The 24,357-nt window shown below is 61.9% G+C and carries 25 protein-coding genes; 13 read left to right on the top strand and 12 right to left on the bottom strand.

The genetic code is table 11. The annotated features are described in order from the left end of the window. Positions 1-59: 59 nt before the first annotated feature. The 3 genes from AC07SU_RS26330 to AC07SU_RS26340 form a co-directional block, all read right to left on the bottom strand. A complete protein-coding gene (locus tag AC07SU_RS26330; protein WP_176995310.1) occupies positions 60-410 on the bottom strand; it encodes a YgaP family membrane protein in 351 nt (116 codons plus the stop codon). A 67-nt stretch (positions 411-477) separates the two neighbouring features. Then, positions 478-945 carry an RNA methyltransferase gene (locus AC07SU_RS26335; RefSeq protein WP_003189607.1) on the bottom strand — a complete coding sequence of 156 codons (468 nt, stop codon included), beginning with the start codon at positions 943-945 and terminating at the stop codon, positions 478-480. A gap of 161 nt (positions 946-1,106) precedes the next feature. Next, a complete protein-coding gene (locus AC07SU_RS26340; RefSeq protein ID WP_010212122.1) occupies positions 1,107-1,481 on the bottom strand; it encodes a YajD family HNH nuclease in 375 nt (124 codons plus the stop codon). A gap of 97 nt (positions 1,482-1,578) precedes the next feature. On the opposite strand from AC07SU_RS26340, the gene AC07SU_RS26345 reads away from it, so the two are divergent. Next, positions 1,579-2,499: a ParB/Srx family N-terminal domain-containing protein gene (locus AC07SU_RS26345; protein WP_494998721.1), complete on the top strand. Its 921-nt coding sequence runs from the start codon at positions 1,579-1,581 to the stop codon at positions 2,497-2,499. Between the two features lie 135 nt (positions 2,500-2,634). On the opposite strand, the gene AC07SU_RS26350 is transcribed toward AC07SU_RS26345, so the two are convergent. Beyond that, positions 2,635-3,321, bottom strand: coding sequence for a spermidine synthase (locus tag AC07SU_RS26350; RefSeq protein WP_058411058.1), 687 nt, complete (start codon positions 3,319-3,321; stop codon positions 2,635-2,637). Between the two features lie 78 nt (positions 3,322-3,399). On the opposite strand from AC07SU_RS26350, the gene AC07SU_RS26355 reads away from it, so the two are divergent. Continuing rightward, positions 3,400-3,684, top strand: coding sequence for a hypothetical protein (locus AC07SU_RS26355; RefSeq protein ID WP_176995312.1), 285 nt, complete (start codon positions 3,400-3,402; stop codon positions 3,682-3,684). Here AC07SU_RS26355 and AC07SU_RS26360 read toward each other — a convergent pair. Both AC07SU_RS26360 and AC07SU_RS26365 read right to left on the bottom strand, forming a co-directional pair. Then, positions 3,681-4,154, bottom strand: coding sequence for a cyclic nucleotide-binding domain-containing protein (locus tag AC07SU_RS26360; protein ID WP_178921549.1), 474 nt, complete (start codon positions 4,152-4,154; stop codon positions 3,681-3,683). The two genes, AC07SU_RS26355 and AC07SU_RS26360, sit on opposite strands and share 4 nt — an antisense overlap. 70 nt (positions 4,155-4,224) lie before the next feature. After that, positions 4,225-6,267 carry a S9 family peptidase gene (locus tag AC07SU_RS26365; RefSeq protein WP_494998722.1) on the bottom strand — a complete coding sequence of 681 codons (2,043 nt, stop codon included), beginning with the start codon at positions 6,265-6,267 and terminating at the stop codon, positions 4,225-4,227. 24 nt (positions 6,268-6,291) lie between these two features. Here AC07SU_RS26365 and AC07SU_RS26370 point away from each other — a divergent pair, with 24 nt between their 5' ends. The 3 genes from AC07SU_RS26370 to AC07SU_RS26380 are packed head-to-tail and all read left to right on the top strand — an operon-like array spanning position 6,292 to position 8,174. Beyond that, positions 6,292-6,822: an MFS transporter gene (locus AC07SU_RS26370; RefSeq protein ID WP_176995315.1), complete on the top strand. Its 531-nt coding sequence runs from the start codon at positions 6,292-6,294 to the stop codon at positions 6,820-6,822. Between the two features lie 21 nt (positions 6,823-6,843). Next, positions 6,844-7,620, top strand: a complete 777-nt coding sequence (locus AC07SU_RS26375; protein WP_494998723.1) for a class II glutamine amidotransferase — start codon at positions 6,844-6,846, stop codon at positions 7,618-7,620. A gap of 11 nt (positions 7,621-7,631) precedes the next feature. Then, on the top strand, positions 7,632-8,174 hold the full coding sequence (locus AC07SU_RS26380) for a DUF2937 family protein (protein ID WP_176995317.1): 543 nt from the start codon (positions 7,632-7,634) through the stop codon (positions 8,172-8,174). 111 nt (positions 8,175-8,285) lie between these two features. On the opposite strand, the gene AC07SU_RS26385 is transcribed toward AC07SU_RS26380, so the two are convergent. Next, positions 8,286-9,206, bottom strand: a complete 921-nt coding sequence (locus tag AC07SU_RS26385; RefSeq protein WP_176995318.1) for a LysR family transcriptional regulator — start codon at positions 9,204-9,206, stop codon at positions 8,286-8,288. 174 nt (positions 9,207-9,380) lie between these two features. Between AC07SU_RS26385 and AC07SU_RS26390 the strand changes: the two genes are divergently transcribed. The 3 genes from AC07SU_RS26390 to AC07SU_RS26400 are packed head-to-tail and all read left to right on the top strand — an operon-like array spanning position 9,381 to position 11,733. Next, the gene (locus AC07SU_RS26390; protein WP_494998724.1) at positions 9,381-10,121 is read left to right on the top strand and encodes a 5-oxoprolinase subunit PxpA; all 741 of its coding nucleotides are present in this window, start codon (positions 9,381-9,383) and stop codon (positions 10,119-10,121) included. Further along, positions 10,118-10,822: a 5-oxoprolinase subunit PxpB gene (pxpB, locus tag AC07SU_RS26395; protein WP_494998725.1), complete on the top strand. Its 705-nt coding sequence runs from the start codon at positions 10,118-10,120 to the stop codon at positions 10,820-10,822. The genes AC07SU_RS26390 and pxpB overlap by 4 nt, the downstream gene beginning before the upstream one ends. Next, positions 10,819-11,733 carry a 5-oxoprolinase subunit C family protein gene (locus AC07SU_RS26400; protein WP_494998726.1) on the top strand — a complete coding sequence of 305 codons (915 nt, stop codon included), beginning with the start codon at positions 10,819-10,821 and terminating at the stop codon, positions 11,731-11,733. The genes pxpB and AC07SU_RS26400 overlap by 4 nt, the downstream gene beginning before the upstream one ends. Positions 11,734-11,839: 106 nt before the next feature. Here AC07SU_RS26400 and AC07SU_RS26405 read toward each other — a convergent pair whose 3' ends face one another. From AC07SU_RS26405 to AC07SU_RS26415, 3 genes are all read right to left on the bottom strand, one after another. Then, positions 11,840-13,018 carry a vWA domain-containing protein gene (locus AC07SU_RS26405; RefSeq protein WP_176995322.1) on the bottom strand — a complete coding sequence of 393 codons (1,179 nt, stop codon included), beginning with the start codon at positions 13,016-13,018 and terminating at the stop codon, positions 11,840-11,842. Then, positions 13,018-13,863, bottom strand: a complete 846-nt coding sequence (locus tag AC07SU_RS26410) for an AAA family ATPase (protein WP_034112447.1) — start codon at positions 13,861-13,863, stop codon at positions 13,018-13,020. Before AC07SU_RS26410 ends, AC07SU_RS26405 begins: the two co-directional genes overlap by 1 nt. A 231-nt stretch (positions 13,864-14,094) precedes the next feature. Then, on the bottom strand, positions 14,095-15,171 hold the full coding sequence (locus AC07SU_RS26415; protein WP_494998727.1) for a DUF748 domain-containing protein: 1,077 nt from the start codon (positions 15,169-15,171) through the stop codon (positions 14,095-14,097). A 124-nt stretch (positions 15,172-15,295) separates the two neighbouring features. On the opposite strand from AC07SU_RS26415, the gene cysK reads away from it, so the two are divergent. Together cysK and AC07SU_RS26425 are read left to right on the top strand one after the other, a co-directional pair. Then, the gene (gene cysK, locus AC07SU_RS26420) at positions 15,296-16,270 is read left to right on the top strand and encodes a cysteine synthase A (protein ID WP_176995324.1); all 975 of its coding nucleotides are present in this window, start codon (positions 15,296-15,298) and stop codon (positions 16,268-16,270) included. A gap of 109 nt (positions 16,271-16,379) precedes the next feature. Beyond that, positions 16,380-17,318 carry an aspartyl/asparaginyl beta-hydroxylase domain-containing protein gene (locus tag AC07SU_RS26425; protein ID WP_034102532.1) on the top strand — a complete coding sequence of 313 codons (939 nt, stop codon included), beginning with the start codon at positions 16,380-16,382 and terminating at the stop codon, positions 17,316-17,318. On the opposite strand, the gene acnA is transcribed toward AC07SU_RS26425, so the two are convergent. Beyond that, complete coding sequence (gene acnA, locus AC07SU_RS26430; RefSeq protein WP_494998728.1) at positions 17,315-20,044, bottom strand: aconitate hydratase AcnA; 2,730 nt, start codon at positions 20,042-20,044, stop codon at positions 17,315-17,317. The two genes, AC07SU_RS26425 and acnA, sit on opposite strands and share 4 nt — an antisense overlap. Positions 20,045-20,240: 196 nt before the next feature. On the opposite strand from acnA, the gene rlmM reads away from it, so the two are divergent. Further along, on the top strand, positions 20,241-21,314 hold the full coding sequence (rlmM, locus tag AC07SU_RS26435) for a 23S rRNA (cytidine(2498)-2'-O)-methyltransferase RlmM (protein ID WP_494998729.1): 1,074 nt from the start codon (positions 20,241-20,243) through the stop codon (positions 21,312-21,314). Here the strand turns inward: rlmM and AC07SU_RS26440 are convergent. Further along, positions 21,202-22,746: a prenyltransferase/squalene oxidase repeat-containing protein gene (locus tag AC07SU_RS26440; RefSeq protein WP_494998730.1), complete on the bottom strand. Its 1,545-nt coding sequence runs from the start codon at positions 22,744-22,746 to the stop codon at positions 21,202-21,204. The genes rlmM and AC07SU_RS26440 overlap by 113 nt on opposite strands. A 235-nt stretch (positions 22,747-22,981) precedes the next feature. On the opposite strand from AC07SU_RS26440, the gene AC07SU_RS26445 reads away from it, so the two are divergent. Continuing rightward, the gene (locus tag AC07SU_RS26445; RefSeq protein ID WP_256349810.1) at positions 22,982-23,986 is read left to right on the top strand and encodes a terpene synthase family protein; all 1,005 of its coding nucleotides are present in this window, start codon (positions 22,982-22,984) and stop codon (positions 23,984-23,986) included. A 57-nt stretch (positions 23,987-24,043) separates the two neighbouring features. Further along, positions 24,044-24,295, top strand: coding sequence for a sulfurtransferase TusA (gene tusA / locus AC07SU_RS26450; RefSeq protein ID WP_176995328.1), 252 nt, complete (start codon positions 24,044-24,046; stop codon positions 24,293-24,295). The last annotated feature ends 62 nt before the right edge of the window (positions 24,296-24,357 follow it).

Raw genomic sequence — 24,357 nt, forward strand, 5'->3', positions numbered from 1 at the left:
GCGATGGGGCCCATGAGGACGCCATCGCCGGCAAGCCGGGCTCCTACAGGGCGGTGGTGTCAGCCGGTGGTTTTTACGGTTTTTTCAGCCGCCACTTCAGCCTTGGTCTTCAAGTTTTTCAACTCGGCACCCGCGCGTTCGATCTTCGTGCGCACGCTGTTCATTTCCTGGCGGCCCTGTTCCAGCTTGTCCTTGAGCGAGCTGTGCCCGGTAAAGCCACGGGCCAGGGCCACGCCGCCGATCGCCACCTGGATCAAACCAAAAATACCGCCACGGCGCAGGCCTTTACCCACCATCATCACACCACCGGCCACCGAGCCGATGCGTTCCCAGCCATGCACGTTCTGTGTCGGTGGGGTTTCAAACGGCGTGTGCTCGATGATAGGTCGCAGGGTTTTGCTGTCGCTCATGATCTGTCTCCAACAAGGGCAAAGGTAAACAGCTGACTGCCCGCAGGCGCCGGATGTTCCCGCAGAATCAGTATTTGGGGCCCGAACGGGTGTTGTTGCCCTTGGCCAGGCGGTCATAGAGCACCACGTTGACGGTGGCGGCGAGGTTCATGCAGCCGGTGGTCGGGATGTACACCACGTCTTCACACCAGTCGCGGATCTCTTTGTCGAGGGAGCCGTCTTCGGGGCCGAAAATATACAGCGCGCGGTCCGGGTGGGTGTATTCGGGCAGCGGGCGGGCGCCTTCCACCAGTTCCACGGCGACGGGGATGCAGCCCAGGGGCAGGATCTTTTTCAGGTCATCGATGCCGATCAGCGGAATGTCGTGGTGGACCTTCTTGGTGTCGGTGATGAAGTCCCGGGCGCGCTCGTAACGCACGCCGGTGTAGAACACCGAGGCCACGCCGTAGCAGCCGGCGGCGCGCATCACCGAGCCGACGTTTTCGGGGGATTTGGGGTTATACAGACCGATGCAGCTGTAGCGTTTATTGCCCACGGGGAAGGGTGCCTTGGAGGAAAAGCCGCGATTATACGGCCTTGAAGTGCTGTGTTGCTTGGTTGATCGCTATCGCCGGCAAGCCAGCTCCTACAGTGGAATGCGATCCCCTGTAGTAGCCGGCTTGCCGGCGATGACGCCAGTCCAGACAGTGAGGATCGTCAGTCGTCCTTCTTCATCAACCCCGCCAACGCCGCAAACGGGTTGTGCGTGGCCTTGGCAATCGTCGGGCTGCTGGTGGAGCCGTCGCCGAAGTACTGCTGGTCGGTGTAGCGCGAGTGTTCGTTGTCGTGGCAATACAGGCACAGCAACTCCCAGTTGGAGCCATCCTGGGGATTGTCATCATGGTTGTGGTTGCGGTGGTGTACCGTCAGCTCGCTCAGGCGTTTGCCCGAGAACTCACGGGCGCAGCGGCCGCACACGTGGGGGTACATCTTCAAGGCTTTGTCGCGGTAGCCCATTTCCCGGTCGCGCTGGGCATCGGCAAGGATGCGGTCCAGCTTGGCGGTGTGGGAGGGCGGGTTGGTCGAGCTCATCATGGCTCCTGGCTATTTGGGGTTCACGGACAGGGTTGATTCTAGCCGCTTGCGCTGCACTTGACTGCTTCACTTTACAGATAAGGATCTGAAACTCATGCGTCTGCCTTCATGGATTGTTGCGTTACTGCTGTGTGCTGTTACCGCCCAGGCCCAGGCGTTTTCCACGCCCAAGCCCGGCCAGGTGATCGAGGTGGCCCTCGACCAGCTGCGCCCCACCCAGGCCGTGGTGGGGTTTGACCAGATCTACTACAGCCTGGGCCTGTTCGCCGACAAGCCGGCCAAGGTCTTCGACGAATACTGTGAAACCAATGGCCAGGGCACGGCTGACAAGGTGCCGAAAAAAGCCGACCTGCACACACCCGACAGTTTCACCTGCAAGGACCCTGTGGGCACCCACCCCGACGACATGAAAACCGTGGTGGTCGGCCCGGCCGGCCAGCTGTACCTGACCGATGGTCACCACAGCTTCACCACCCTGTGGGAAGTGCCCGGTGGTGGCCCGCAATTGAAAATGTGGGTGAAAGTGACGGACGACTTCAGCAACAGCCCGGACATGGCCATCTTCTGGCACCGCATGGAGGCCGCGCGCAAGGTGTGGCTCAAGGACAACCGGGGCCAGACGTTGCCACCCGAGCAACTGCCGGCGCACCTGGGCTTCAAGAACCTGCAGGACGACACCTTCCGCAGCCTGGTGTACTTCACCCGCAAGGCCGCCTATGGCAAGCCGGAGGATGGCGCGATTGCGCCGGAATTCCTCGAGTTCTACTGGGGCAACTGGTTGCGCACCCAGATCGACCTGAGCGCGTACAACCTGGACAAGAAGGGCGGTTATAAGGACGCCATCGAAGCGGTGGCCAAGCGCATGGTCAGCCTGGCACCGGGTTCGCAGGTGGGGGACAGCGGGTTCACGGCCCATCAACTGGGCGGCATGACCCAGTTGGACCGGGATGAACTGGAGAAGACTTTCGACAAAAAAGTGCCGTACGTGATCGATTACCGCAAATCCCTGCACTAAAACGCAGGACAAAAATTGTGGGAGCTGGCTTGCCTGCGATAGCGGTATATCAGTCAGCAGATGTATTGACTGGTACACCGCTATCGCGGGCAAGCCCGCTCCCACAGGAGATGTTTTGTGTGGGGTGAATCGTGTTCAGCCTTTGAGCTTCTCGGCGATCCAGATGGTATGCCGCGTGCCCTTGTTGCCATGGGCGAACACCTGCACTTCCTCGGCCTTGAAGCCTGCCTTGCGCAGTTTGTCGCTGAACAGCTTGTCGGCGCTGGCCGACCACACCGCCAGCACGCCCTTGGGGCGCAAGGCCTTGGCACAGGCCGCCAGGCCACCGGCGGAGTAGAGCCAACTGTTGGCCTTTTGCGTGAGGCCTTCAGGGCCGTTGTCCACGTCCAGCATGATTGCGTCAAACCCCTGGGGCTCGGCTTGCAGCACCTTGGCCACGTCTTCCATGCGGATCACCGTGCGTGGGTCCAGCAGCGGCCGGCCGGATTTTTCTCCCAACGGGCCACGGTTCCACTCCACCACGCCCGGCACCAATTCAGCGACGACCACTTCGGCAGTCTTGCCCAAATGCTTGAGCGCCGACGCCAGGGTAAACCCCATGCCCAGCCCGCCGATCAGCACCCGTGAGCCCGGGCGCCCGGCAACCTTGCGGCAGGGGATTTCCGCCAGCGCGTCTTCGGAACCGTGCATGCGCGTGTTCATCAACTGGCCGCCGTCACCGCCCTGGATCTTGATGACAAAATCCTCACCGTATTCGAACAGGCACAAGGCACCGCCGTTGTCGGGGATCGGGGTGGTGTCCAGCAGAACGAAACGTTTCATGGAAATCTCATTGGGAAGGGCATTCTTGCGCGGTTGGGAGTAGCCTTACGACATTCCGGTCAGGCCATGGAGCCATCGATGAAGTGCAGCATTCTAACGGTCATTGTGCTTGGCGCGCTCACATTGGGTGCGGCGCAGGCGCAAGAGGTGCAAAGCGTGCCGGTCGCACCCGCGCCAACCCCAGGCGCCCCGGGCACGCCGACCCCAACCTTGTACCCACAAGTCACCCCGCCGGTCGCACCAAAGGCCACGGCCAACGGTTCACCGGCACTGGTGCCCATCGTGTTGCCCACACCGCCTAAAGATCAAACCGTGCCGGGCCTGCTGCAGAACGACAGCAAGCCCAAGACCCCGGGCGGTTAAAACTGTTGCGACAACAGTTGCCCGTCGGCCATGCGCAGGCGCTTGGACAGGGCAATCGCAATGGCGCGGATGATCTTGGCGGCGACCCTGGGCGCTTCGTTGAGCATTTTTTCCAGGGAATCCTTGCCCAGGTTCAACAGCACGCACTCACTGGCGGCCACGCAACTGGCGGAACGGCGCTCGCCGTCGAGCACCGCCATTTCGCCGAAGGCCCGGCCGCTGCGCAGGGTGGCGATGGTCACGCGCTGGCCGTCGTGATGGGTTTTCTGCACGGCCACCTGGCCGCTGTGGATGATGCACATGAACGTGCCGGCATCGCCTTCGAGGAAGATCACTTCATCGCGGGCAATGCTGCTGATATTGAAGTAGCCCGCGGCCACATGAAAATCTTCCGGCAGCAGCGGGTCGAACAACCCGCAGTCCATCAGCATGTCGCGGATTTCGTTATTCAGTAAGGTCGGTTGTGGCATGGCTGCAGTCTGGGTCCATCAAACAGGTAGGCGGTCTGTGTGTTCAGACAGGACCGCCGCACTAAGTTCCTTAAATCAGCCCCAACGCCTTGAACACAAATCCATATTCGAGCGCTACGTCACGTAATCCCTGGTAGCGACCGCTCATCCCGCCATGGCCGGCGCCCAGTTCGGTCTTGAGCAGCAGCAGGTTGTCGTCCGTCTTGGTGTCGCGCAGCTTGGCCACCCACTTGGCCGCTTCCCAGTACTGCACGCGGCTGTCGTTGTAGCCGGCGATCACCAGCAGGTGCGGGTAGGCCTGGGCGCTGACGTTTTCGTACGGCGCATAAGCCTTGATACGCGCATACACCTCGGGTTCCTCGGGGTTGCCCCACTCGTCGTACTCGGTGATGGTCAACGGCAGCTCCGGGTCGAGCATGGTGTTGAGCACGTCGACGAACGGCACCTCGGCAATCGCCGCCTGGAACAGGTCCGGGCGTTGGTTGAGCACGGCGCCGATCAACAGGCCACCGGCACTGCCGCCGCTGATGGCCAGTTGTTGGGCGGTGGTCAGGCCTTGGTCGATCAGGTGTTCGGTGCAGGCGATGAAGTCGCTGAAGGTGTTCTGCTTGTGTTCCTGCTTGCCGTTGCGGTACCAGGCCTCACCCAGCTCGCCGCCGCCGCGCACATGGGCGATGGCAAACGCCACTCCCCGCTCCAGCAGGCTCAGGCGTGCGTGGGAGAACCACGGGTCGAGGCTCGAACCGTAGGCGCCGTAGCCGTAGAGGTACAGCGGCGTTGGCTTGCCGAGTTGGTCGCGCTTGACCACCAGGCTGATCGGCACCTGGGTGCCATCGACCGATGTGGCCCACAGGCGCTGGCTGACGTAGTCGTCGGCGTTGAATACGCCGAGCACTGGCGTCTCCTTGAGCACCTGCTGCGCGCCGCTGGCCAGTTCCAGTTGGCGCACTTGGGCCGGGCGGTTCAGGGCTTCGTAGCGCAGGCGGATCTTGTCGCTGGCAAATTCCAGGCTGTTTTGTACGTAGAGGCTGTAGGCGGCGTCGGGCAATTCCACGCGATACGCCGATTTGCCCTCGGGGTGCACTTCGATCACCGGCAGGCCGCCGATGCGCAGGCTCAAGGTCATGGCGCTGGCGTTCAGGCTGACGCCGTCGAGCATCACCTCATCGCTGTGGGGGATCAGGTTCTGCCATTCGCTTTCGGTCGGCACGTCGCCAATGTCGGTCGCCACGAACAAGGCGTAGTTGATGCCATCGCGGTTGCTGCGGATGAACCAGGTCCACGCGCCATTCAACTGGCCATGGTCGACATCGTATTCATGGTCTTCGACCCGTGGGGCCAGGCAGGTGAAGTCCAGGTGCGGCTGCTCGGCGTCCAGCGCCCAGATTTCGCTGGTGGTCTTGCTGCCCAGCGCGAGCAGCAATTGGCGCTCGGAGCTGGAGCGGTAGCAATGCAGGAAGAAACGTCCGTCCGGTTCATGGAACACTTCCTGCGCGGCCGTGCCATCCAGGCGATAGCGATACAGCTTGTGCGGGCGGTGGGTGTCGTCCAGCTCGCCGAAGAACAGGGTCAGGCTGTCGTTGGCCCAGGTCATGCTGCCGTCGCAGTTTTCAAACTCCAGTTCGCTGACCTTGCCGGTGGCCAACTCCTTCACGTACAGGGTGAAGATTTCTTCACCACTGGTGTCCAGGCTGTAGGCCAGGCGCTGGTGGTCGGGGCTGATGCTGAACGCGCCCAGCGAGAAAAAGCCGCCATTGGCCAGCACGTTCGGGTCCAGCAGCAGTTCTTCGCTGCTGTCGTCCACCGTGTTGCTGTCGTCGGCGGGACGGCGGCAGCGGTAGTGGCGGGCGTATTCGTCGCCGGCCGTGGTGCGCGTGTAGTAGAGGTACGGGCCCCAGGGGGAGGGCAGGGACAGGTCGGTCTCCAGGATGCGGCCCTTGATCTCCTCGAACAGGGTTTCGCGCAGGTCCTTCTGGTCGGCGAGCTGAGCCTCCTGCCAGGCGTTTTCGGCCTTGAGGTAATCGAGGACCTCGCTGCTGTCACGCTCTTGGAGCCAGGCATACGGGTCTGGACCTTCGGCCTTGCGGGCAATCGGGGCGAGCGATGTAGGCATGGATTATTCTCTATCTGGCGGAAGGTGGCCGGCATTGCAGCCGCGACACCGAAAAGCCGTTATCATAGCGGCCTGTTTGCCTACCTTGCCATGGACACCATGACCGAGAACGACTATCTGACCGCTTGGGGCCTTTACGCCTTCGCCGCTTTGGGCTGCCTGTTGGTGTGGTGGCGCATGACCCGCTGGATCTGGCGCTGGTTGCGCGAGCCGCTGCAATTGCTGATGGCGGTGCTGTTGTTCAGCCCGACCATCGTCGACCCGGTCAAGACCCAGTTTGCCCCGGCCGTGGCGATTACCGCCCTGGACCTGGTGCTCAAGGTCGGCAACAACGCGTGGCGGGCCATTTCCGATTTGTTCATGTACACCATGATCGCGTTTGGCGTGTACCTGGTGATTGTGTTGATCCGCTGGCCCATCGAGCGCGCCGCCAAGGCCCGCCGTGAGCGCAAGGCCGCGGCTGACGCTGCCCTGGCCGCCGAGCCGGAAGAAGATGACGAGCCTTTCCGCCGCCCGGCCCCGGTGAGCGGCATGCGGGTCGAACCGCGCCTTTAACGTTGCAGCGAGAGCCCTGGCATGTGTGAATTATTGGGCATGAGTGCCAACGTCCCCACCGATATCGTGTTCAGCTTCACCGGGCTGATGCAGCGCGGTGGGCGCACCGGGCCCCACCGGGATGGGTGGGGCATCGCCTTCTATGAAGGCCGTGGCCTGCGTCTGTTCCAGGACCCGGCCGCCAGCAGCGAGTCGGAAGTGGCACTGCTGGTGCAGCGTTACCCTATCAAGAGCGAAGTGGTGATTGGCCATATCCGCCAGGCCAACGTGGGCAAGGTGTGCTTGTCCAACACCCACCCGTTCGTGCGCGAACTGTGGGGGCGCAACTGGTGCTTTGCGCACAACGGCCAACTGGCGGACTTCAACCCCCGCGCCACCTTCTACCGCCCGGTGGGCGATACCGACAGCGAAGCGGCGTTCTGCGACCTGCTCAACCGTGTCCGCGAGGCGTTCCCGGAGCCGGTGGACATCGAGCAAGTGCTGCCGGACCTGATCGCCGCCTGTTCGAAATATCGCAGCAAAGGCGTGTTCAACTGCCTGCTCAGCGACGGCGACTGGTTGTTCTGCTACTGCTCGACCAAGCTGGCACAGATTACCCGGCGCGCACCGTTTGGCCCCGCGCGCCTGAAAGATGTCGACGTGATCGTCGATTTTCAGGCCGAAACCACCCCCAATGACGTGGTGACGGTGATTGCTACCGAACCTTTGACCGACAACGAAAACTGGACCCGCTACGAACCGGGCCAATGGAGCCTGTGGCGACGCGGTGAATGCGTCAGCCAGGGCATCACCGAGTAAGGATATCGTCCATGTTGCTCAGCTATCTGCGGTTGGTGCTGTTTGCCATTGGTTTGTTGGTTGGCGTGCAAGTGCCGGGGTTTATCAATGACTACGCCAAGCGTGTTGAAGCCCACCTGATCGAGGCCCAGACCAGCTTGCGCGGGTTTGATGCCACGGCGCAGCAGTTCTTCAACGGTGACTTGCAGGCCCTGGTGGCGCATTACCGGGCCAGCGATGACCCGGTGTTTCGCAGCGATGCCAACAGCCTGGGTTCGTTGCTCGACCGCCAACTGGTGCTCGACAAGCAATTCCAGGCCATGCAAGGCCCGTGGTACATCCGCGCGTTGCAGGTGGCCGTGGCGGCCGACCCGGCTATCCGCCTGGAAACCTGGAACGGCTACAGCTACCAGATCCTGCTGACGCCAGAGGCCATGGGCTGGGGCTTGGGCGGCGCGATGCTGTTGTCGTTCGGCATCGAGTGCCTGTTCCGCCTGATCGACTGGGTGGTGTTGGGCGGCAAGCGCCTGCGCCAGAGCCGCCCGATTGAAGAGCGAGACCTGAAGGGATTGTAAGTACACCTCGGATCAAAATGTGGGAGCTGGCTTGCCTGCGATGGCGGTGGGTCAGCTTGCACATTGACTGCTGATATTCCGCTATCGCCGGCAAGCCGGGCTCCTACAGGGTTAATCGGGTTTTGCCAGTAGCATCCGCTCTGGGCCGACCTCTTCGGCATAGCGGGCGACTACCCTCTGGCACAGCCCGACAATCTCCTCCACCAACTCCACCCCCACCCGCCACGACACCACCACCTGCAAGTTCGGCAAACGTTGCTCCATCGGCAACATCACCAATTCCCCCCGTGCCAGTTCCTCCATGACCAGCACCGGTGGGAGCGCGCCGATCCCGAAGCCATCGCGCAATAGCCGGGTAATCGCCGACACCGAATTCACACAGCTCATCCTGGGCGCGGCCACGCCGTTGGCCTGCATCAGGCTCAGCACGTCCTGATGCGGGTGGGAGTTTTTCGAGTAGGTGATGATGCGTTCCTGGGCCAGTTCGGCAAGTGAGGCGTAGTCGCGGTGGTAGAGCGATTGGCTGGCGACGATCCAGGCCATGGGGTGGCTGGCCAGCTCCAGGCTGCGCACGGTTTCAAGGCGCAGCAGGTCGGTCTGCAGGATCAGGTCGAGGAAGCCTTTTTGCAGTTGATCGCTAAGGTTGAGCGCGGTATCGGCGACGAGTTCGATTTCCACCAGGGGGAAATGGTCCATCAGCTCCGCCACCAACGGGCTGAGCCAGGTATGGATCACCGTGTCCATGACGCCGATCCGAATCCGCCCGACCTTGCTGCTGGTGGTCTCCAGGGACTGCTTGAGGCCCTGCATGGTCACCATCATCTGCTCGGCGTAATCGAGCACCTTCACGCCTTCCGGGGTCAGGCTCACGCCCCGCGAGTCGCGCAGAAACAGCTTCACCCCCAGTTCGCTTTCGAGCACGGCAATGCGGCTGGAAATCGACGCCTGGGTGGTGAACAGCTTCTCGGCGGTCAGGCGAAAACTCTTGAGCTTGGCCACCCAGACGAAGGTTTCGAGGAACTTCAAATTCATGGGATCAACTTTTCTTATGCATGGATCGGTTTTTATTAGTTGGACGCCGCACCGGGCAAACGCCAAAAATCGAGCCATTCCACGATAAGCGTCGTGGGGGTGTCAGGACAAGTTGCGAGTTCTGCGTAAAAAATCCCACACTACAAAAAAATAAAGCCTACAGGAGCAACTACCGTGAGCCGTCTGCTTTTGAATTGCGACATCGGCGAAAGCTTTGGCAACTGGACGATGGGTCTGGACGCCGAGGTCATGCCGTTCATCGATTGCGCCAACGTGGCCTGCGGCTTCCATGCGGGCGACCCGAGCATCATGCGCAAGACCGTCAGCCTGGCGCTCAAGCACGGTGTGCAAGTAGGTGCGCATCCGGCGTACCAGGACCTGCAGGGTTTCGGTCGCCGCTCCATGGCCTACACCCCCCAGGAAATCCAGGACTTGCTGCACTACCAGATCGGCGCGCTCGACGGTATCTGCCGTGCCCAAGGGGGGCGCGTGAGTTACGTGAAACCCCACGGCGCGATGTACAACGACATGATGGCTAACCCGGCACAATTGCGCGCGGTGATCCAGGCTGTGGCGGCCTATGGCGACCTGCCGCTGATGCTGCTGGCCACCCGAGACAACAGCGCGGCCCAGGCCCTGGGCGACGAGTACGGCGTGACCCTGTGGTTCGAAGCGTTTGCCGACCGCGCCTATGACGCCAAGGGGCATTTGGTCTCGCGCCAGTTGCCCGGCGCCGTGCACCACGACGCCGACACCATCGTGCAGCAGGCCCTGACCCTGTCGCGGGGTGAAGCCCTGGTTGCCAGTGACGGCAGCGCTCTGGCCCTGCAGGCCGATACCCTCTGCGTGCACGGTGACAATGCCAGTTCGATTGCCGCCGTGAAGCGTATCCGCGAGGCCTTGAAGCCAGCATGAAGGCACGGATTGAAGTGGTGGCCATCGACTGCCTGATGGTGCGTCTGTTTGAGGTGATAGCCGAAGCCAATATGCCGTGGATGCTCGCCGCCACTCAGCGTTTGCGCAAAGGGTTTGGCGCGGCGCTGGTGGACATGGTGCCGTCCTACACGACGTTGATGGTGCATTACGACCTCACTGTACTGAGCCCCGCCCAGGCACGGGAAGTGATCGAACAGGCGCTCACGGATCTGCAACCCCAGGCCCAAGGAAGCGGCCAGTGCCACGTGCTGCCCGTGTGGTACGACCTGAGCGTCGGCCCGGAGTTGACCCTGCTCAGCCAGCGCAGCGGCCTGAGTGTCGACGAGGTGATCCGTCGACACAGTGCCCATGAATACCAGGTGTTCGCCCTTGGTTTTGCGCCGGGCTTTGCCTTCATGGGGCTGGTGGATGAAATGCTCGCTACCCCACGGCTCAATACCCCGCGCAAACGCGTGGCGGCGGGCAGCGTCGGCATCGCCGAACGGCAGACTGCGGCCTACCCGGTGGTATCGCCGGGCGGCTGGAACCTGATCGGCCGCACACCCGCCAAGCTGTTCGACCGCGAGCGTGAAGGCTACAGCCTGATGCAGCCGGGCGACACGGTGCGTTTCGAGTCTGTCGATCACGCTGAATTCATCAGATTAGGTGGCGATGACACGCCGTTGGAGGCGCAGGCATGAGCCGCTTGATCATCGAGGCCAGCACGCCGCTGTGCCTGTTGCAGGATGCCGGCCGTTTTGGCGTGCGCCATTTGGGTGTCACCCAGGGCGGGGCGCTGGATTGGGTGTCGATGTCGTGGGCCAACTGGCTGCTGGGCAATGCGCTGGATGCGCCGGTGGTGGAAATCACCCTGGGCGGGTTCACCGTGCAGGCTGAGGGGTATTGCTTGCTGGCCCTGGCCGGCGCGGACCTGGGCGCCTATATCGACGAGCGCGCCATCAGCCCCGGACGCAGTTTTATCCTGCAAAAGGGCCAGCGGTTGCGCTTTACCCAGCCGTTCAGCGGCGCACGGGCCTACCTGGCGGCGCCGGGCGGGTTTGATGCGCCGCAGGTGCTGGGCAGCAGCGCCACGGTTGTGCGCGAAGAGCTGGGCGGGGTGGATGGAATTGGCAAGGCGCTGGCCGCAGGTGGGCACTTGGCGTATTCCGGAGTGGGCGGGGCGATGAAGGTGTTAAGCGACCACGCCTTGCCGGCCAAGGCGCCGCTGGACGTTATTGTCGGCGCACAGATCGGCCAGTTCAGCGGCCAGAGCCTGTTTGATGCCTTCAACACCGAATGGGCCCTGGACAGCCGCGCCGACCGCATGGGCATGCGCCTGCTGGGCACGCCGTTGCAGTATCAGGGGCCGTCATTGATTTCCGAGGGGATCCCGCTGGGGGCGATCCAGGTGCCGCCGGACGGGCAGCCGATTGTGTTGCTCAATGACCGGCAGACCATTGGCGGTTACCCACGTTTGGGCGCGTTGACGCCGTTGTCGCTGGCACGCCTGGCGCAGTGTTTGCCGGGGGAAAAGGTGCGGTTGGCGCCGATGGTGCAGGAGACGGCGCACCAGCAGCACATCGATTTCCTCCAGCGATTTTTGAACCGCTAAAAGCATCGCAGGCAAGCCAGCTCCCACAGAGGAATGCATTTCAAAGTTGGAATGCATTCCTCTGTGGGAGCTGGCTTGCCTGCGATAGCGACGGTGAATGCACCGCCTATTTGGATAGGAAGCGCATCCCTTCTTCCAGGCCGCGCAGGGTCAGCGGGTACATCTGGTCTTCAATCAACTCGCGCACAATCCCGGTCGATGCTGTGTAGCCCCAGGTGTCCTTCGGGTACGGGTTAATCCAGATCAGCTTCTTGTACTTGGCCATGAAGCGCTGCATCCACACATAGCCCGGTTCTTCGTTCCAGTGCTCCACGCTGCCGCCTGCCTGGGTGATCTCGTACGGTGCCATCGACGCATCGCCGATGAAGATCACTTTGTAGTCGGCGCCGTATTTATGCAGCAAATCCTGGGTGGAGGTGCGTTCCGAGGTGCGCCGCTGATTGTTCTTCCACACCGATTCGTACACGAAGTTGTGAAAGTAAAAATACTCCAGGTGCTTGAACTCGGTCTTGCACGCCGAGAACAGCTCTTCGCAAATCTTCACGTGGGCGTCCATCGAGCCGCCGATATCAAACAGCAACAACAGCTTGATGGTGTTGCGTCGTTCCGGGCGCATCTGGATGTTCAGCAAGCCGGCATCGCGGGCGGTGTGGTCGATGGTGCCGTCGATGTCCAACTCGTCGGCCGCCCCCTGGCGTGCAAACTTGCGCAGGCGGCGCAGGGCGATCTTGATATTGCGCGTACCCAGTTCAACCCCGTCATCAAGGTTCTTGTACTCGCGCTGGTCCCACACCTTCACCGCCTTGCCCTGGCGCTTGCCGGCGTCGCCCACGCGAATGCCTTCGGGGTTGTAGCCCCCGGAGCCAAACGGGCTGGTGCCGCCGGTGCCGATCCACTTGTTGCCGCCGGCGTGGCGTTCCTTCTGTTCTTCCAGGCGCTTTTTGAACTCTTCGATCAACTTGTCGAGGCCGCCGAGGGACTGGATCTGCGCGCGCTCTTCGTCCGTCAGCGAACGTTCGAACTCCTTGCGCAGCCAGTCTTCGGGGATCAGCGCCTGCAAGTGGTCGTCGAGCTTTTCCAGGCCGTTGAAATAGGCACCGAAGGCCCGGTCGAACTTGTCGAAATGCCGTTCGTCCTTCACCAGGATCGCCCGGGCCAAGTAATAAAACTCGTCCATGTCGGCGAAGGTCACGCGCATTTTCAGGGCGTTGATCAGGTCGAGCAGCTCGCGCACCGACACCGGCACCTTGGCGGCGCGCATTTCATTGAACAGGTTGAGCAGCATCAGCGATTACCGCGACGGCTCATGAACGCCAGACGCTCCAGCAACTGCACGTCTTGCTCGTTCTTCACCAGGGCGCCGGCCAAGGGTGGGATCGCTTTGGTCGGGTCGCGCTCGCGTAGCACCGCTTCGCCGATGTTGTCGGCCATCAGCAGCTTGAGCCAGTCCACCAGTTCGGAGGTGGAAGGCTTTTTCTTCAGGCCCGGCACTTTGCGCACATCGAAGAACACGTCCAGCGCTTCGCTGACCAGGTCTTTCTTGATGTCGGGGTAGTGCACATCCACGATCTTCTGCAGGGTGGTGCGGTCGGGGAAGGCGATGTAGTGGAAGAAGCAGCGGCGCAGAAAGGCGTCCGGCAGCTCTTTTTCGTTGTTGGAAGTAATGATGATGATCGGGCGTTTCTTGGCCTTGATGGTCTCGTCGATTTCGTAGACGTAGAACTCCATCTTGTCGAGTTCTTGCAGCAGGTCGTTGGGGAACTCGATGTCGGCCTTGTCGATTTCATCGATCAGCAGGATCACCCGCTCGTCGGACTCGAAGGCCTCCCAGAGCTTGCCCTTCTTCAGGTAGTTGCGCACGTCGTGCACCTTGTCCACGCCCAACTGTGAGTCGCGCAGGCGGCTGACCGCGTCGTACTCGTACAGGCCCTGGTGGGCCTTGGTGGTGGACTTGATGTGCCAGGTGATCAGCTTGGCGCCGAAGGACTCGGCCAATTGCTCGGCCAGCATGGTCTTGCCGGTGCCGGGCTCGCCCTTGACCAGCAGCGGCCGCTCCAGGGTGATGGCGGCGTTGACGGCCAGTTTCAGGTCATCGGTAGCCACATAGGCCTGGGTGCCTTCGAACTTCATCGGTGTTTCCTCGCATTCATCAATGCCCGGACTATACCGCGCAGCCCCGGCGACTGTGAACGCAGACGGGTTATTCAGTCTCTGAATGGCCGGTCACGACTATGGATCTGCCACACATCCAACTGTGGGAGCTGGCTTGCCTGCGATAGTGGCGGATCAGACATCACACCTGTAATCGACAGACCGCTATCGCAGGCAAGCCAGCTCCCACACAAGCCAACGCCCACATTTTTAGTCTGTGCTCGGCTTGGGCTGTTCGTAGCGTGCATTGAAGGCCTGGATGAAACCGTTACGCAAAATCGCCAAAAACGCCGAGAACGCGCTGACATTTTGCTGATGCACGCTGCCACTAAGCTCCACACGGGTGGCGAACTGGTTTTTGCTCTGGTTTTTCAGCACGGTTTCACTGGCGCCCACCACCGCCTCCCAGATCGAGCGGAAGATGTTCTTGTCTTTGTTTTCCACGTCCTGCTGCCAGTCGAACACTTCCACGTCCCGCAACAGCGGCTTGATATAGCCGGTCAGCTGGCCTTTTTCGGCCTGGGCTTCGATCACCACATCGCCGGTGCCGGCCTTGAAGTCGAACTTGCCGTAGGCCGAGGCGAAGTCGTTCATGCGCTTGAGCTGCAGGTCCTTGGCGCGAAAGCGGAACTCGAAGTTCTCGAAATTGCTCAGCGGGTCAAAGGTGGCCGTGGCTTCCAGCGGCGCCTGGCCTTGCAGCAGGGCCTTGCCTTCGAAGCGTGCGTCGCGCTTGCCTTTGACGTCGATCACGTTGGTCAGGTTATAGAAGCTGGCGTTGACCGCTGTGGCGTTGATGTTGACCGGTGGCTTGGAGCTGAAGTTACGAAAGGCGATCTTGCCGTCTTCAATGCGCACTTCGTCGAGGGTGATCGGCAGCAGCTTGCCCAGTTGCGCCCGCCAGTCAGTGCCCTTACCGGTCTGGGACGCCTGCTTGTTGGCGCCGCCGTCGACGAAATTCACCTCGGGGTTGATAAACCGCACCTTGGCGACCACCGCATGGTCATTGATCAGTGACGGCCAGCTCACCGCCAGGTCGATCAGCGGCGCCTTGACGAACGGCACCGGTACTTTGCCGTCGACTTTGGTGATCTCCAGGCCATTGATCTTGTAGGCGCCGCGCCACAGGGCCAGGTCCACGTCGGCCACGCGGCCACGGTAGTCGCCCATGTCGGCAAGCTTGTCATTCAAGTAGTTGCGCACCAGATAGGGCAGGGCGAGGTCCAGGGCGACCAGCACCACCACCAGCCCGGCGACGGTCCATAGCGGCCAGCTGTAGCGACGTTTCATCGGATGTTCTCCATGCAGGTAGGCGATGGACTGCCGGGAGGTGCGCAACGTTCCTCTGACTGGACGCGTTGCAGCACGAGGCATACCCTTGGGGCCTTCCTGAAACCGCCCAATAGGACCCGTCATGAGCCGCATCTTTGCAGACAACGCGCACTCCATCGGTAACACGCCCCTGGTGCAGATCAACCGGATCGCCCCGCGTGGCGTGACCATCCTGGCCAAGATCGAAGGACGCAACCCAGGCTACTCGGTGAAGTGCCGCATTGGCGCCAACATGATCTGGGACGCGGAAAGTACCGGCAAACTCAAGCCCGGCATGACCATTGTAGAACCGACCTCGGGCAACACCGGGATTGGCCTGGCGTTTGTCGCTGCCGCCCGTGGCTACAAATTGCTGCTGACCATGCCGGCGTCCATGAGCATCGAGCGGCGCAAAGTACTCAAGGCCCTGGGCGCCGAGCTGGTGCTGACCGAGCCGGCCAAGGGCATGCCCGGTGCCATCGCCAAAGCCGCAGAAATTGTCGCCAGCGACCCGGCCACCTATTTTATGCCGGGCCAGTTCGAAAACCCGGCCAACCCGGCGATCCATGAGAAAACCACTGGTCCGGAAATCTGGAATGACACCGACGGTGCGGTCGACGTGCTGGTCGCCGGCGTGGGCACGGGCGGCACCATCACTGGCGTGTCGCGTTATATCAAGAACATTGCGGGCAAGCCGATTCTCTCGGTGGCGGTCGAACCGATCGTGTCGCCGGTGATCACCCAGGCGCTGGCCGGTGAAGAGATCAAGCCCAGCCCCCACAAGATCCAGGGGATCGGCGCCGGTTTCGTGCCGAAGAACCTCGATTTGTCGATGGTTGACCGCGTAGAGCTGGTGACCGATGACGAGTCCAAGGCCATGGCCCTGCGCTTGATGCAGGAGGAGGGGATCCTGTGCGGTATCTCCTGTGGCGCGGCGATGGCCGTGGCGGTGCGCCTGGCCGAGAAGCCGGAAATGCAGGGCAAGACCATTGTGGTGATTTTGCCGGACTCCGGTGAGCGCTACCTGTCGAGCATGCTGTTCAGCGATTTGTTTACCGAGCAAGAAAACCAGGCTTGATTTGAGTCAGCGCCGATAACCCGGGCCTTCTGCATACTGGCCCAAGTGTTTATCATGGCCGGCTGCTACGTCTGCTGTTGGCCAGGCGCTTATTTTCAGGAGTTGCTGCATGACCTTTTCTTTGGCCGCCAAGCTGTCGGTGCTGGCGTTGTTTATCGGCAGCACGTTGTACGTGCACCTGCGCGGCAAGGCGCGTTTGCCGATGTTGCGCCAGTTCGTCAACCATTCGGCGCTGTTCGCCCCGTATAACGCCTTGATGTACCTGTTCTCGGCCGTGCCGTCCAAGCCCTACCTGGACCGCAGCAAGTTCCCGGAACTGGATGTGCTCAAGGACAACTGGGAAGTGATCCGCGAAGAGGCCATGCACCTGTTCGACGAGGGTTACATCCGCGCGGCCGAAAAGAACAACGACGCCGGTTTCGGTTCGTTCTTCAAGAAGGGCTGGAAGCGCTTCTACCTCAAGTGGTACGACAAACCCCTGCCCTCGGCCGAGGCGCTGTGCCCGAAAACCGTGGCGCTGGTCAGCAGCATCCCCAACGTGAAAGGCGCGATGTTTGCGCTGTTGCCGGGTGGCAGCCACCTCAACCCGCACCGTGACCCGTTCGCCGGTTCCCTGCGGTATCACCTGGGGCTGTCCACACCGAACTCCGACGACTGCCGTATCTTCGTCGATGGCCAGGTCTACGCCTGGCGCGACGGTGAAGACGTGATGTTCGACGAAACCTACGTGCACTGGGTGAAAAACGAAACCGAACAGACCCGCGTGATCCTGTTCTGCGACATCGAGCGCCCCCTGAGCAACCGCCTGATGACCCGCGTCAACCGTTGGGTCAGCAAGCAGCTTGGTCGTGCGACTGCACCGCAGAACCTGGACGACGAACGTGTCGGCGGGATCAACCAGGCGTATGCCTGGAGCAAGACCTTCAGCGACAAGTTCAGTGGTGTGGTCAAGCAGTGGAAGCGCAAGCACCCCAAGGCCTACCGCATTGCGCGGCCGGTGCTGGCGGTAGTAGTGCTGGTGCTGCTGTGGAAGTGGCTGTTCGGCTAATCTGAAACGCGGTTCAAACTGTAGGAGCCCGACTTGAAGTATTCAACTTCGTTAAGCGTATCAATCCGGCACAACACCTCCACCTTCTCGCTACGGCCATCCTCCCGCGTAATCACCAGTGTCAGGTTCATCCGGGGCTCGATTTCGGCATCGGTCAGTCCGAGGATGTCGATCTTCTCCTTGCCCGTCAGCTTGAGCGTCTTGCGGTTCTGATCCAGCTTGAACTGCAACGGCAACACGCCCATGCCCACCAGGTTGGAGCGGTGAATCCGCTCGAAACTCTCGGCGATCACCGCCTTGACCCCTAGCAGGTTGGTGCCCTTGGCCGCCCAGTCGCGGCTGGAGCCGGTGCCGTACTCTTGCCCTGCGACCACCACCAGCGGCGTGCCCGAGGCCTGGTATTTCATCGAGGCATCGTAGATCGCCATCTTCTCGCCGGTCGGGATGTACAGCGTATTGCCGCCTTCCTCACCGCCGAGCATTTCGTTGCGGATACGGATGTTGGCAAAGGTGCCGCGCATCATCACTTCATGGTTGCCCCGGCGTGAGCCGTAGGAGTTGAAGTCGCGCGGTTCCACGCCTTGCTCGCGCAGGTAGCGCCCGGCCGGGCTGTCGGTCTTGATGTTGCCGGCGGGGGAGATGTGGTCGGTGGTCACCGAGTCCCCCAGCAGGGCCAGCACATTGGCACCTTTGACGTCTTTGATTTCCGGCAACGGCCCGGCAATGTCGTCAAAGAACGGCGGATGCTGGATATAGGTGGAATCCTTCTGCCACACGTAAGTCGCCGCCTGTGGCACTTCAATGGCCTGCCACTGCTCGTCACCGGCAAACACCTCGGCGTATTCCTTGTGGAACATGCCGGTGCTGACCTGGGCTACAGCGTCGGCAATCTCTTGGCTGCTCGGCCAGATGTCCTTGAGGTACACCGGTTTGCCGTCCTTGCCTTCACCCAGCGGTTCGCTGCTGATGTCGATGCGCACCGTGCCGGCCAGTGCATAAGCGACCACCAGCGGTGGCGAAGCCAGCCAGTTGGTTTTCACCAGTGGATGCACGCGGCCTTCGAAGTTGCGGTTGCCGGACAGCACCGACGCCACGGCCAGGTCGGCCTTCTGGATGGCTTTTTCAATCGGCTCGGGCAGCGGCCCGGAGTTGCCGATACAGGTGGTGCAGCCATAACCCACCAGGTCGAAGCCGAGCTTATCCAGATACTGGGTAAGGCCCGCCGCTTTGTAATAGTCGGTGACCACTTTGGAGCCGGGTGCCAACGAGGTTTTCACCCACGGCTTGCGGGTCAGGCCTTTTTCCACGGCCTTTTTCGCCACCAGCCCGGCCGCCATCATCACGCTGGGGTTCGACGTGTTGGTGCACGAGGTGATCGCCGCGATCACCACCGCGCCGTTTTTCAGGCGATAGGTGTGGCCGTCGTATTCGTAGTCGGTTTCGCCCACCAGGTCGGCATTGCCGACGGCAACGCCACCACCGCCTTCACTTTCCAGGCGGCCTTCTTCCTTGCTGGCGGGTTTGAATTGCAGGTCGAGAAAGTCACTGAACGCCTGGCCCACATTCGGCAGCGCCACACGGTCTTGCGGGCGCTTCGGCCCGGCCAGGCTGGCTTCGACGCTGCCCATGTCCAGGGCCAGGGTGTCGGTGAACACCGGTTCCTGGCCAGCGTTGCGCCACAGCCCCTGGGCCTTGGTGTAAGCCTCCACCAGCTTGACGGTTTCGGCAGGGCGGCCGGACAGGCGCAAGTAGTCCAGCGTCACTTCATCCACCGGGAAAAAGCCGCAGGTCGCGCCATATTCCGGGGCCATGTTGGCGATGGTGGCGCGGTCGGCCAACGGCAAATCGGCCAGGCCGTCGCCGTAGAACTCGACAAATTTACCCACCACGCCTTTCTTGCGCAGCATCTGGGTGACGGTCAGCACCAGGTCGGTGGCGGTGATGCCTTCTTTCAGTTTGCCGGTGAGCTTGAAGCCGATCACTTCCGGGATCAGCATCGACACCGGCTGGCCGAGCATGGCCGCTTCAGCTTCGATACCGCCCACGCCCCAGCCCAGCACGCCCAGGCCGTTGATCATGGTGGTGTGGGAGTCGGTGCCCACCAGTGTGTCGGGGAAGGCGTAGGTGCGGCCGTCTTCGTCCTTGGTCCACACGGTGCGGCCCAGGTATTCGAGGTTGACCTGGTGGCAGATGCCGGTGCCCGGTGGCACCACGCTGAAGTTGTCGAAGGCGCTCTGGCCCCAGCGCAGGAAGGCGTAGCGTTCGCCGTTGCGCTGCATCTCGATGTCGACGTTCTGCTCAAAGGCGTCGGCGTTACCGAACTTGTCGACCATCACCGAGTGGTCGATCACCAGGTCCACGGGGGACAGCGGATTGATGCGCTGCGGGTCGCCCCCGGCCTTGGCCACGGCGGCGCGCATGGCGGCCAGGTCGACCACGGCGGGTACGCCGGTAAAGTCTTGCATCAGCACGCGGGCGGGGCGGTATTGGATCTCGCGGTCGGACTGGCGCTCTTTGAGCCAGGCGGCGATGGCCTTGAGGTCGGCGCCGGTGACGGTTTTGTTGTCTTCCCAGCGCAGCAGGTTTTCCAGCAGCACTTTGAGCGACATCGGCAGCTTGTCCAGGTCACCCAGGCTCTTGGCGGCTTCGGGCAGGCTGAAGTAGTTGTAGGTCTTGCTGTCTATTTGCAGGGTCTTAAGGGTTCTCAGGCTATCAAGCGATGACATGACACGACTCCTTATGGTCCGCACGGCTACGGACCTGACGGGACGAACAGAGCTATCAACTTAGCCCTGTTTTCATTAGCAGGCTAATAACTGGACTCTATCGTTGAGTCCAAGGTTCCGAAGTCCGTTATCATGCGCGGGTTTTCATGACAGGCATTGCGACAGCGCAAGGTCGGTTGATTCACTTGGAGAGTTGATGAACACCCTTTTTATGCACTGCCGCCCGGGTTTTGAAGGCGAAGTCTGTTCCGAAATCGCGGAGCACGCCGCGCGCCTGAACGTTTCCGGCTACGCCAAGGCCAAGACCGGCAGCGCCTGCGCCGAATTCGTCTGCACCGAAGAAGACGGCGCCCAGCGCCTGATGCACGGCCAGCGTTTTGCCGAGCTGATCTTTCCACGGCAATGGGCGAGCGGGGTGTTCATCGACCTGCCGGAAACCGACCGCATCAGCGTGATCCTTGCCCACCTGCGCGAATTTCCGGTGTGTGGCAGCCTGTGGCTGGAGATGGTCGACACCAACGATGGCAAGGAACTGTCGAATTTCTGCAAGAAGTTCGAAGTGCACCTGCGCAAAGCCTTGCTCAACGCCGGCAAGCTGGTGGATGACCCGAGCAAGCCGCGCCTGCTGCTGACCTTCAAGAGCGGCCGCGAAGTGTTCATGGGCCTGGCCGAGTCGAACAACTCCGCGATGTGGCCGATGGGTATCCCGCGTTTGAAATTCCCCCGCGAAGCGCCGAGCCGCTCGACCCTCAAGCTGGAAGAGGCCTGGCACCACTTCATCCCCCGCGACCAATGGGATGAGCGCTTGCACGGCGACATGACCGGCGTCGACCTCGGCGCCGCGCCGGGCGGCTGGACCTGGCAACTGGTCAATCGCGGCATGCTGGTGACTGCCATCGACAACGGCCCCATGGCCGAAAGCCTGATGGACACCGGCCTGGTGCAGCACCTGATGGCCGACGGCTTCACCTTCGTGCCCAAGCAGCCGGTGGACTGGATGGTCTGCGATATCGTCGAAAAACCTGCGCGCAACGCCGCGCTGCTGGAAACCTGGATCGGTGAAGGGCATTGCCGCGAGGCGGTGGTCAACCTGAAGTTGCCGATGAAGCAACGCTATGCCGAAGTGAAGCGCTTGCTCGAACGCATCGAGGAGGGCTTCAAGGCACGTGGCATTCGCGTGGAGATCGGCTGCAAGCAGCTGTATCACGACCGAGAGGAAGTGACCTGCCACCTGCGTCGACTGGTGGACGTTGTGAAGAAGCGCAAGTAAGCACGTCGGCCAGGGCGTTCAGCGTGAAGATCGTGGCCAGTACCGGGAAGTGATACGGAATCGGCCTCGGTGCGGCCTGGTCAGCCAGCAAGTGGCGGCGCGTGTGGCGATGCTTTTTCAGGTAGTTCAGGCCACGCTGCAGGCTGTCTGAATAGCCCTCGTGGCTGAGGGCGCTGAGGGCGTGGGCGCTGCTGATCACATCGCTGGCCTGCCCAGCCACCTGGCCCCAGCCGCCATCCGGGTTTTGTGCCTGATGCAGGTAGGCGATGGACCTGGCCAGCACCGCCTCGCCAGGGCGGCCTGACACACGCAGTGCGGCGCTGACCCGCGCGATGGCAAAGGTTGCGCACAGGCTCCAACTGCGCTCGAACGTGCCGTCGTGGTGCTGGGCGCCCCGCAGAAAATCCAGCGCGTTATCCAGCACTTCCCCATAGGCTCGCCCCGCGGGCGCCAGCACCATGACCACGTTGGCCGTCATGGTGGTTTCGGAAGGATGGTGGCGCAGGTAGGTGGCAAAGCCTCCATCCGGGTTGGCCATGCTCGCCAGGTAATCCTGCCCACGCCGGATAGACGCGGCATACCGCACCGGGTCCACATGCTGCAGGCACTCGATCGCCAGGCACGTGCTGTCGATATCGGTTTGACGCACGCTTTCGGTGTAGGCCCAGGCCCCGTCCAAAGCCTGCTGCGACTCCAGGTAGTCGGCGATCTGCCGCAGCCGGGGCGAGCGCCTGCCGGTCTTGCTCAGGGCCAGGCCGGCAAAGGCGCTGAGGTAGACCGTCATGTGGGGGATAAACGGCAACCCGCCGTCGGCATTGCGCTGCGCGAGCAGGCTATGGATGCCCAGGGTCAGCAGGGGGTGATGGGGAGCAACGGCGTGCAACGCCAGCAGGCTCAACAAGTGCGCCGAAAGATGACCTTCCCACACTTCCCTGGCACTGCCGTGTGCCAATTGGTCGAGCAGAAAGGCGCGGTCCTGGGCGTCGATCGGTTGCCCGTTGCCATGGGCATTGATGATCTTGATCGCGCACAGTGTCAGGCACACCCAAGAGGCCTGGCCGTGGTAGCGGATACGGGCGATTTTATCGGGTGGCAGGTACGGCGTGGCGTGGATCAGCGCGAAATAGGTGACGAACATCCACTGCTTGCGCTCGTCTCCCGGGAGGTGCGCGGGCGGTGTATTGGCGATCAGGCAGCGCTCGAGCGGGTTCAGCGTGTCCCGTTGTTTGTAGCGTTCCAGAAACCTGGCCAGCGTGCGTTGTACCTGTGGCAGGTAGTGCATGCGACGCAACAACGCCAGCATCAATAGGGATTCCAGGCCACGGCTGTTGCAGCGCTGGCGTATTGAACCCTGATCGTCTACGAAGGAAAGCAGGTCATTTCGAATAGCCTTAGTCAGGGTATATATCGAAGAGTGCTTCATGCTCAGCATTCGCGCCGATCCTGAAAGATATAGCCCATCGCTAGTTATAGTGAGTTCAGCGCAAGCTGCCGAGATCGGTTGGCGATACTGCGCGGGGCCATTAGTGCGAAAGAGCATTTTGCAGGCCGGGGGTTTTGTGGTGTTTAAGCAGGGTGTGAATCGCTGACAGGGCCTTACTGTGAACCCCATCGTCATCCCGGCCATTTATTGCCCGCTGCCTGTGTTGTCGCATCCCGAGGCGACAATGATTGAGCAGCCCTGCCTGGAGTGGCTGGCGCAGTGGAAGCTCTTCCCCGACACCGCCCAACGTGACCGCTTGGCGGTTGCCGGCATTGGCCCGCTGTGCGGCATGATTTACCCGCAAGGGCCGTTGGCACGGTTGCAAGTGGCGACCGATTACATGATCTGGACATTTGCCTACGACGATGAGATCTGTGACGAGGGCCCGGCCAGTGGCGATCCGAATGCGCTGATCAGTGCCACCAGCCGAATACAGCGCATGCTGGAATCGCCTGAGGTCGCGGTGGACGCCACCGATCGTTATGGGCTGGCGTTGCGCGACATTCGCCGGCGCATGATGGCGCTGGGGTCGGCGAGGGAGGCCGCTCGATTGACCGCGGTGTTGCGCACGTACTTCATGGCTGAAATGTGGAAAGCCGTCGCCCCACGCCCCACGCTGAGTGACTATGTGACGCAACGGCTCATGGGCGGCGGAGGCGTGACGTTTCCGATGTTCTGCTACTGGGTGCCGAACGTCAGCCTGAGTGAAAAAACCTTGGTGGACCGCCGCGTCATGGCGCTGACGGAAATAGCCGCTTTTTTTGCGGTACTGGATAACGACCTGTTCTCCTTCCCCAAGGACTCGATGCGTGGCCAGGACAAGAAAGGGCACAACCTGGTGGACGCCGTTAGCCGGGAATATGACTGTTCGCCGTCGGACGCAATCGTCACGGTGGTGCGCATGCGCGAGCGGATCCTGGGGCTGTACCTGCGGCTCCAACGCAGCTTGCGTGGGCAGGCGAGCGTCGGGCTGAGGCGTTATCTGTCAGGCCTGGATTGCTACATCAGCGGTGAGTTGCAATGGCATCGGATGTCGCCCAGGTATCGCTATATCAACGCGGTTGATGGCGCGTGTTGCCTGGTGGGGGCGGACGTTGCAGAAGAACCGCAGGATGACAGCACGGAGCCCCTGCCCATCGCTTCGATTGCGTGGTGGTGGCATTACGATCCGGCAGGCAAAACCACCTGAGCGGTGGTGAGGCGGCTGAAATTGGGCAACAATGCACGCCAGTTTCAGGAGTGAACCATGAGCGATATGTTTGACACCGCCGTCGACGGCACCCTCGATGCCACCGGCCTCAACTGCCCGGAACCGGTGATGATGCTGCACCAGCACATCCGTGACTTGCCGCCAGGCGGCTTGCTCAAGGTGATCGCCACCGACCCGTCGACCCGCCGCGATATTCCCAAGTTCTGCGTGTTCCTGGACCACGAGCTGGTGGATCAGCAGGAGCAGGCGGGTACGTACCTGTACTGGATTCGCAAGAAGCTCGCCTGAACCTTGTAGGAGCCCGGGGGGGGGGGGGGGGGGGGGGGGGGGGGGGGGGGGGGGGGGAAGGG

Source organism: Pseudomonas sp. GW821-FHT05H12, from assembly GCF_059419385.1.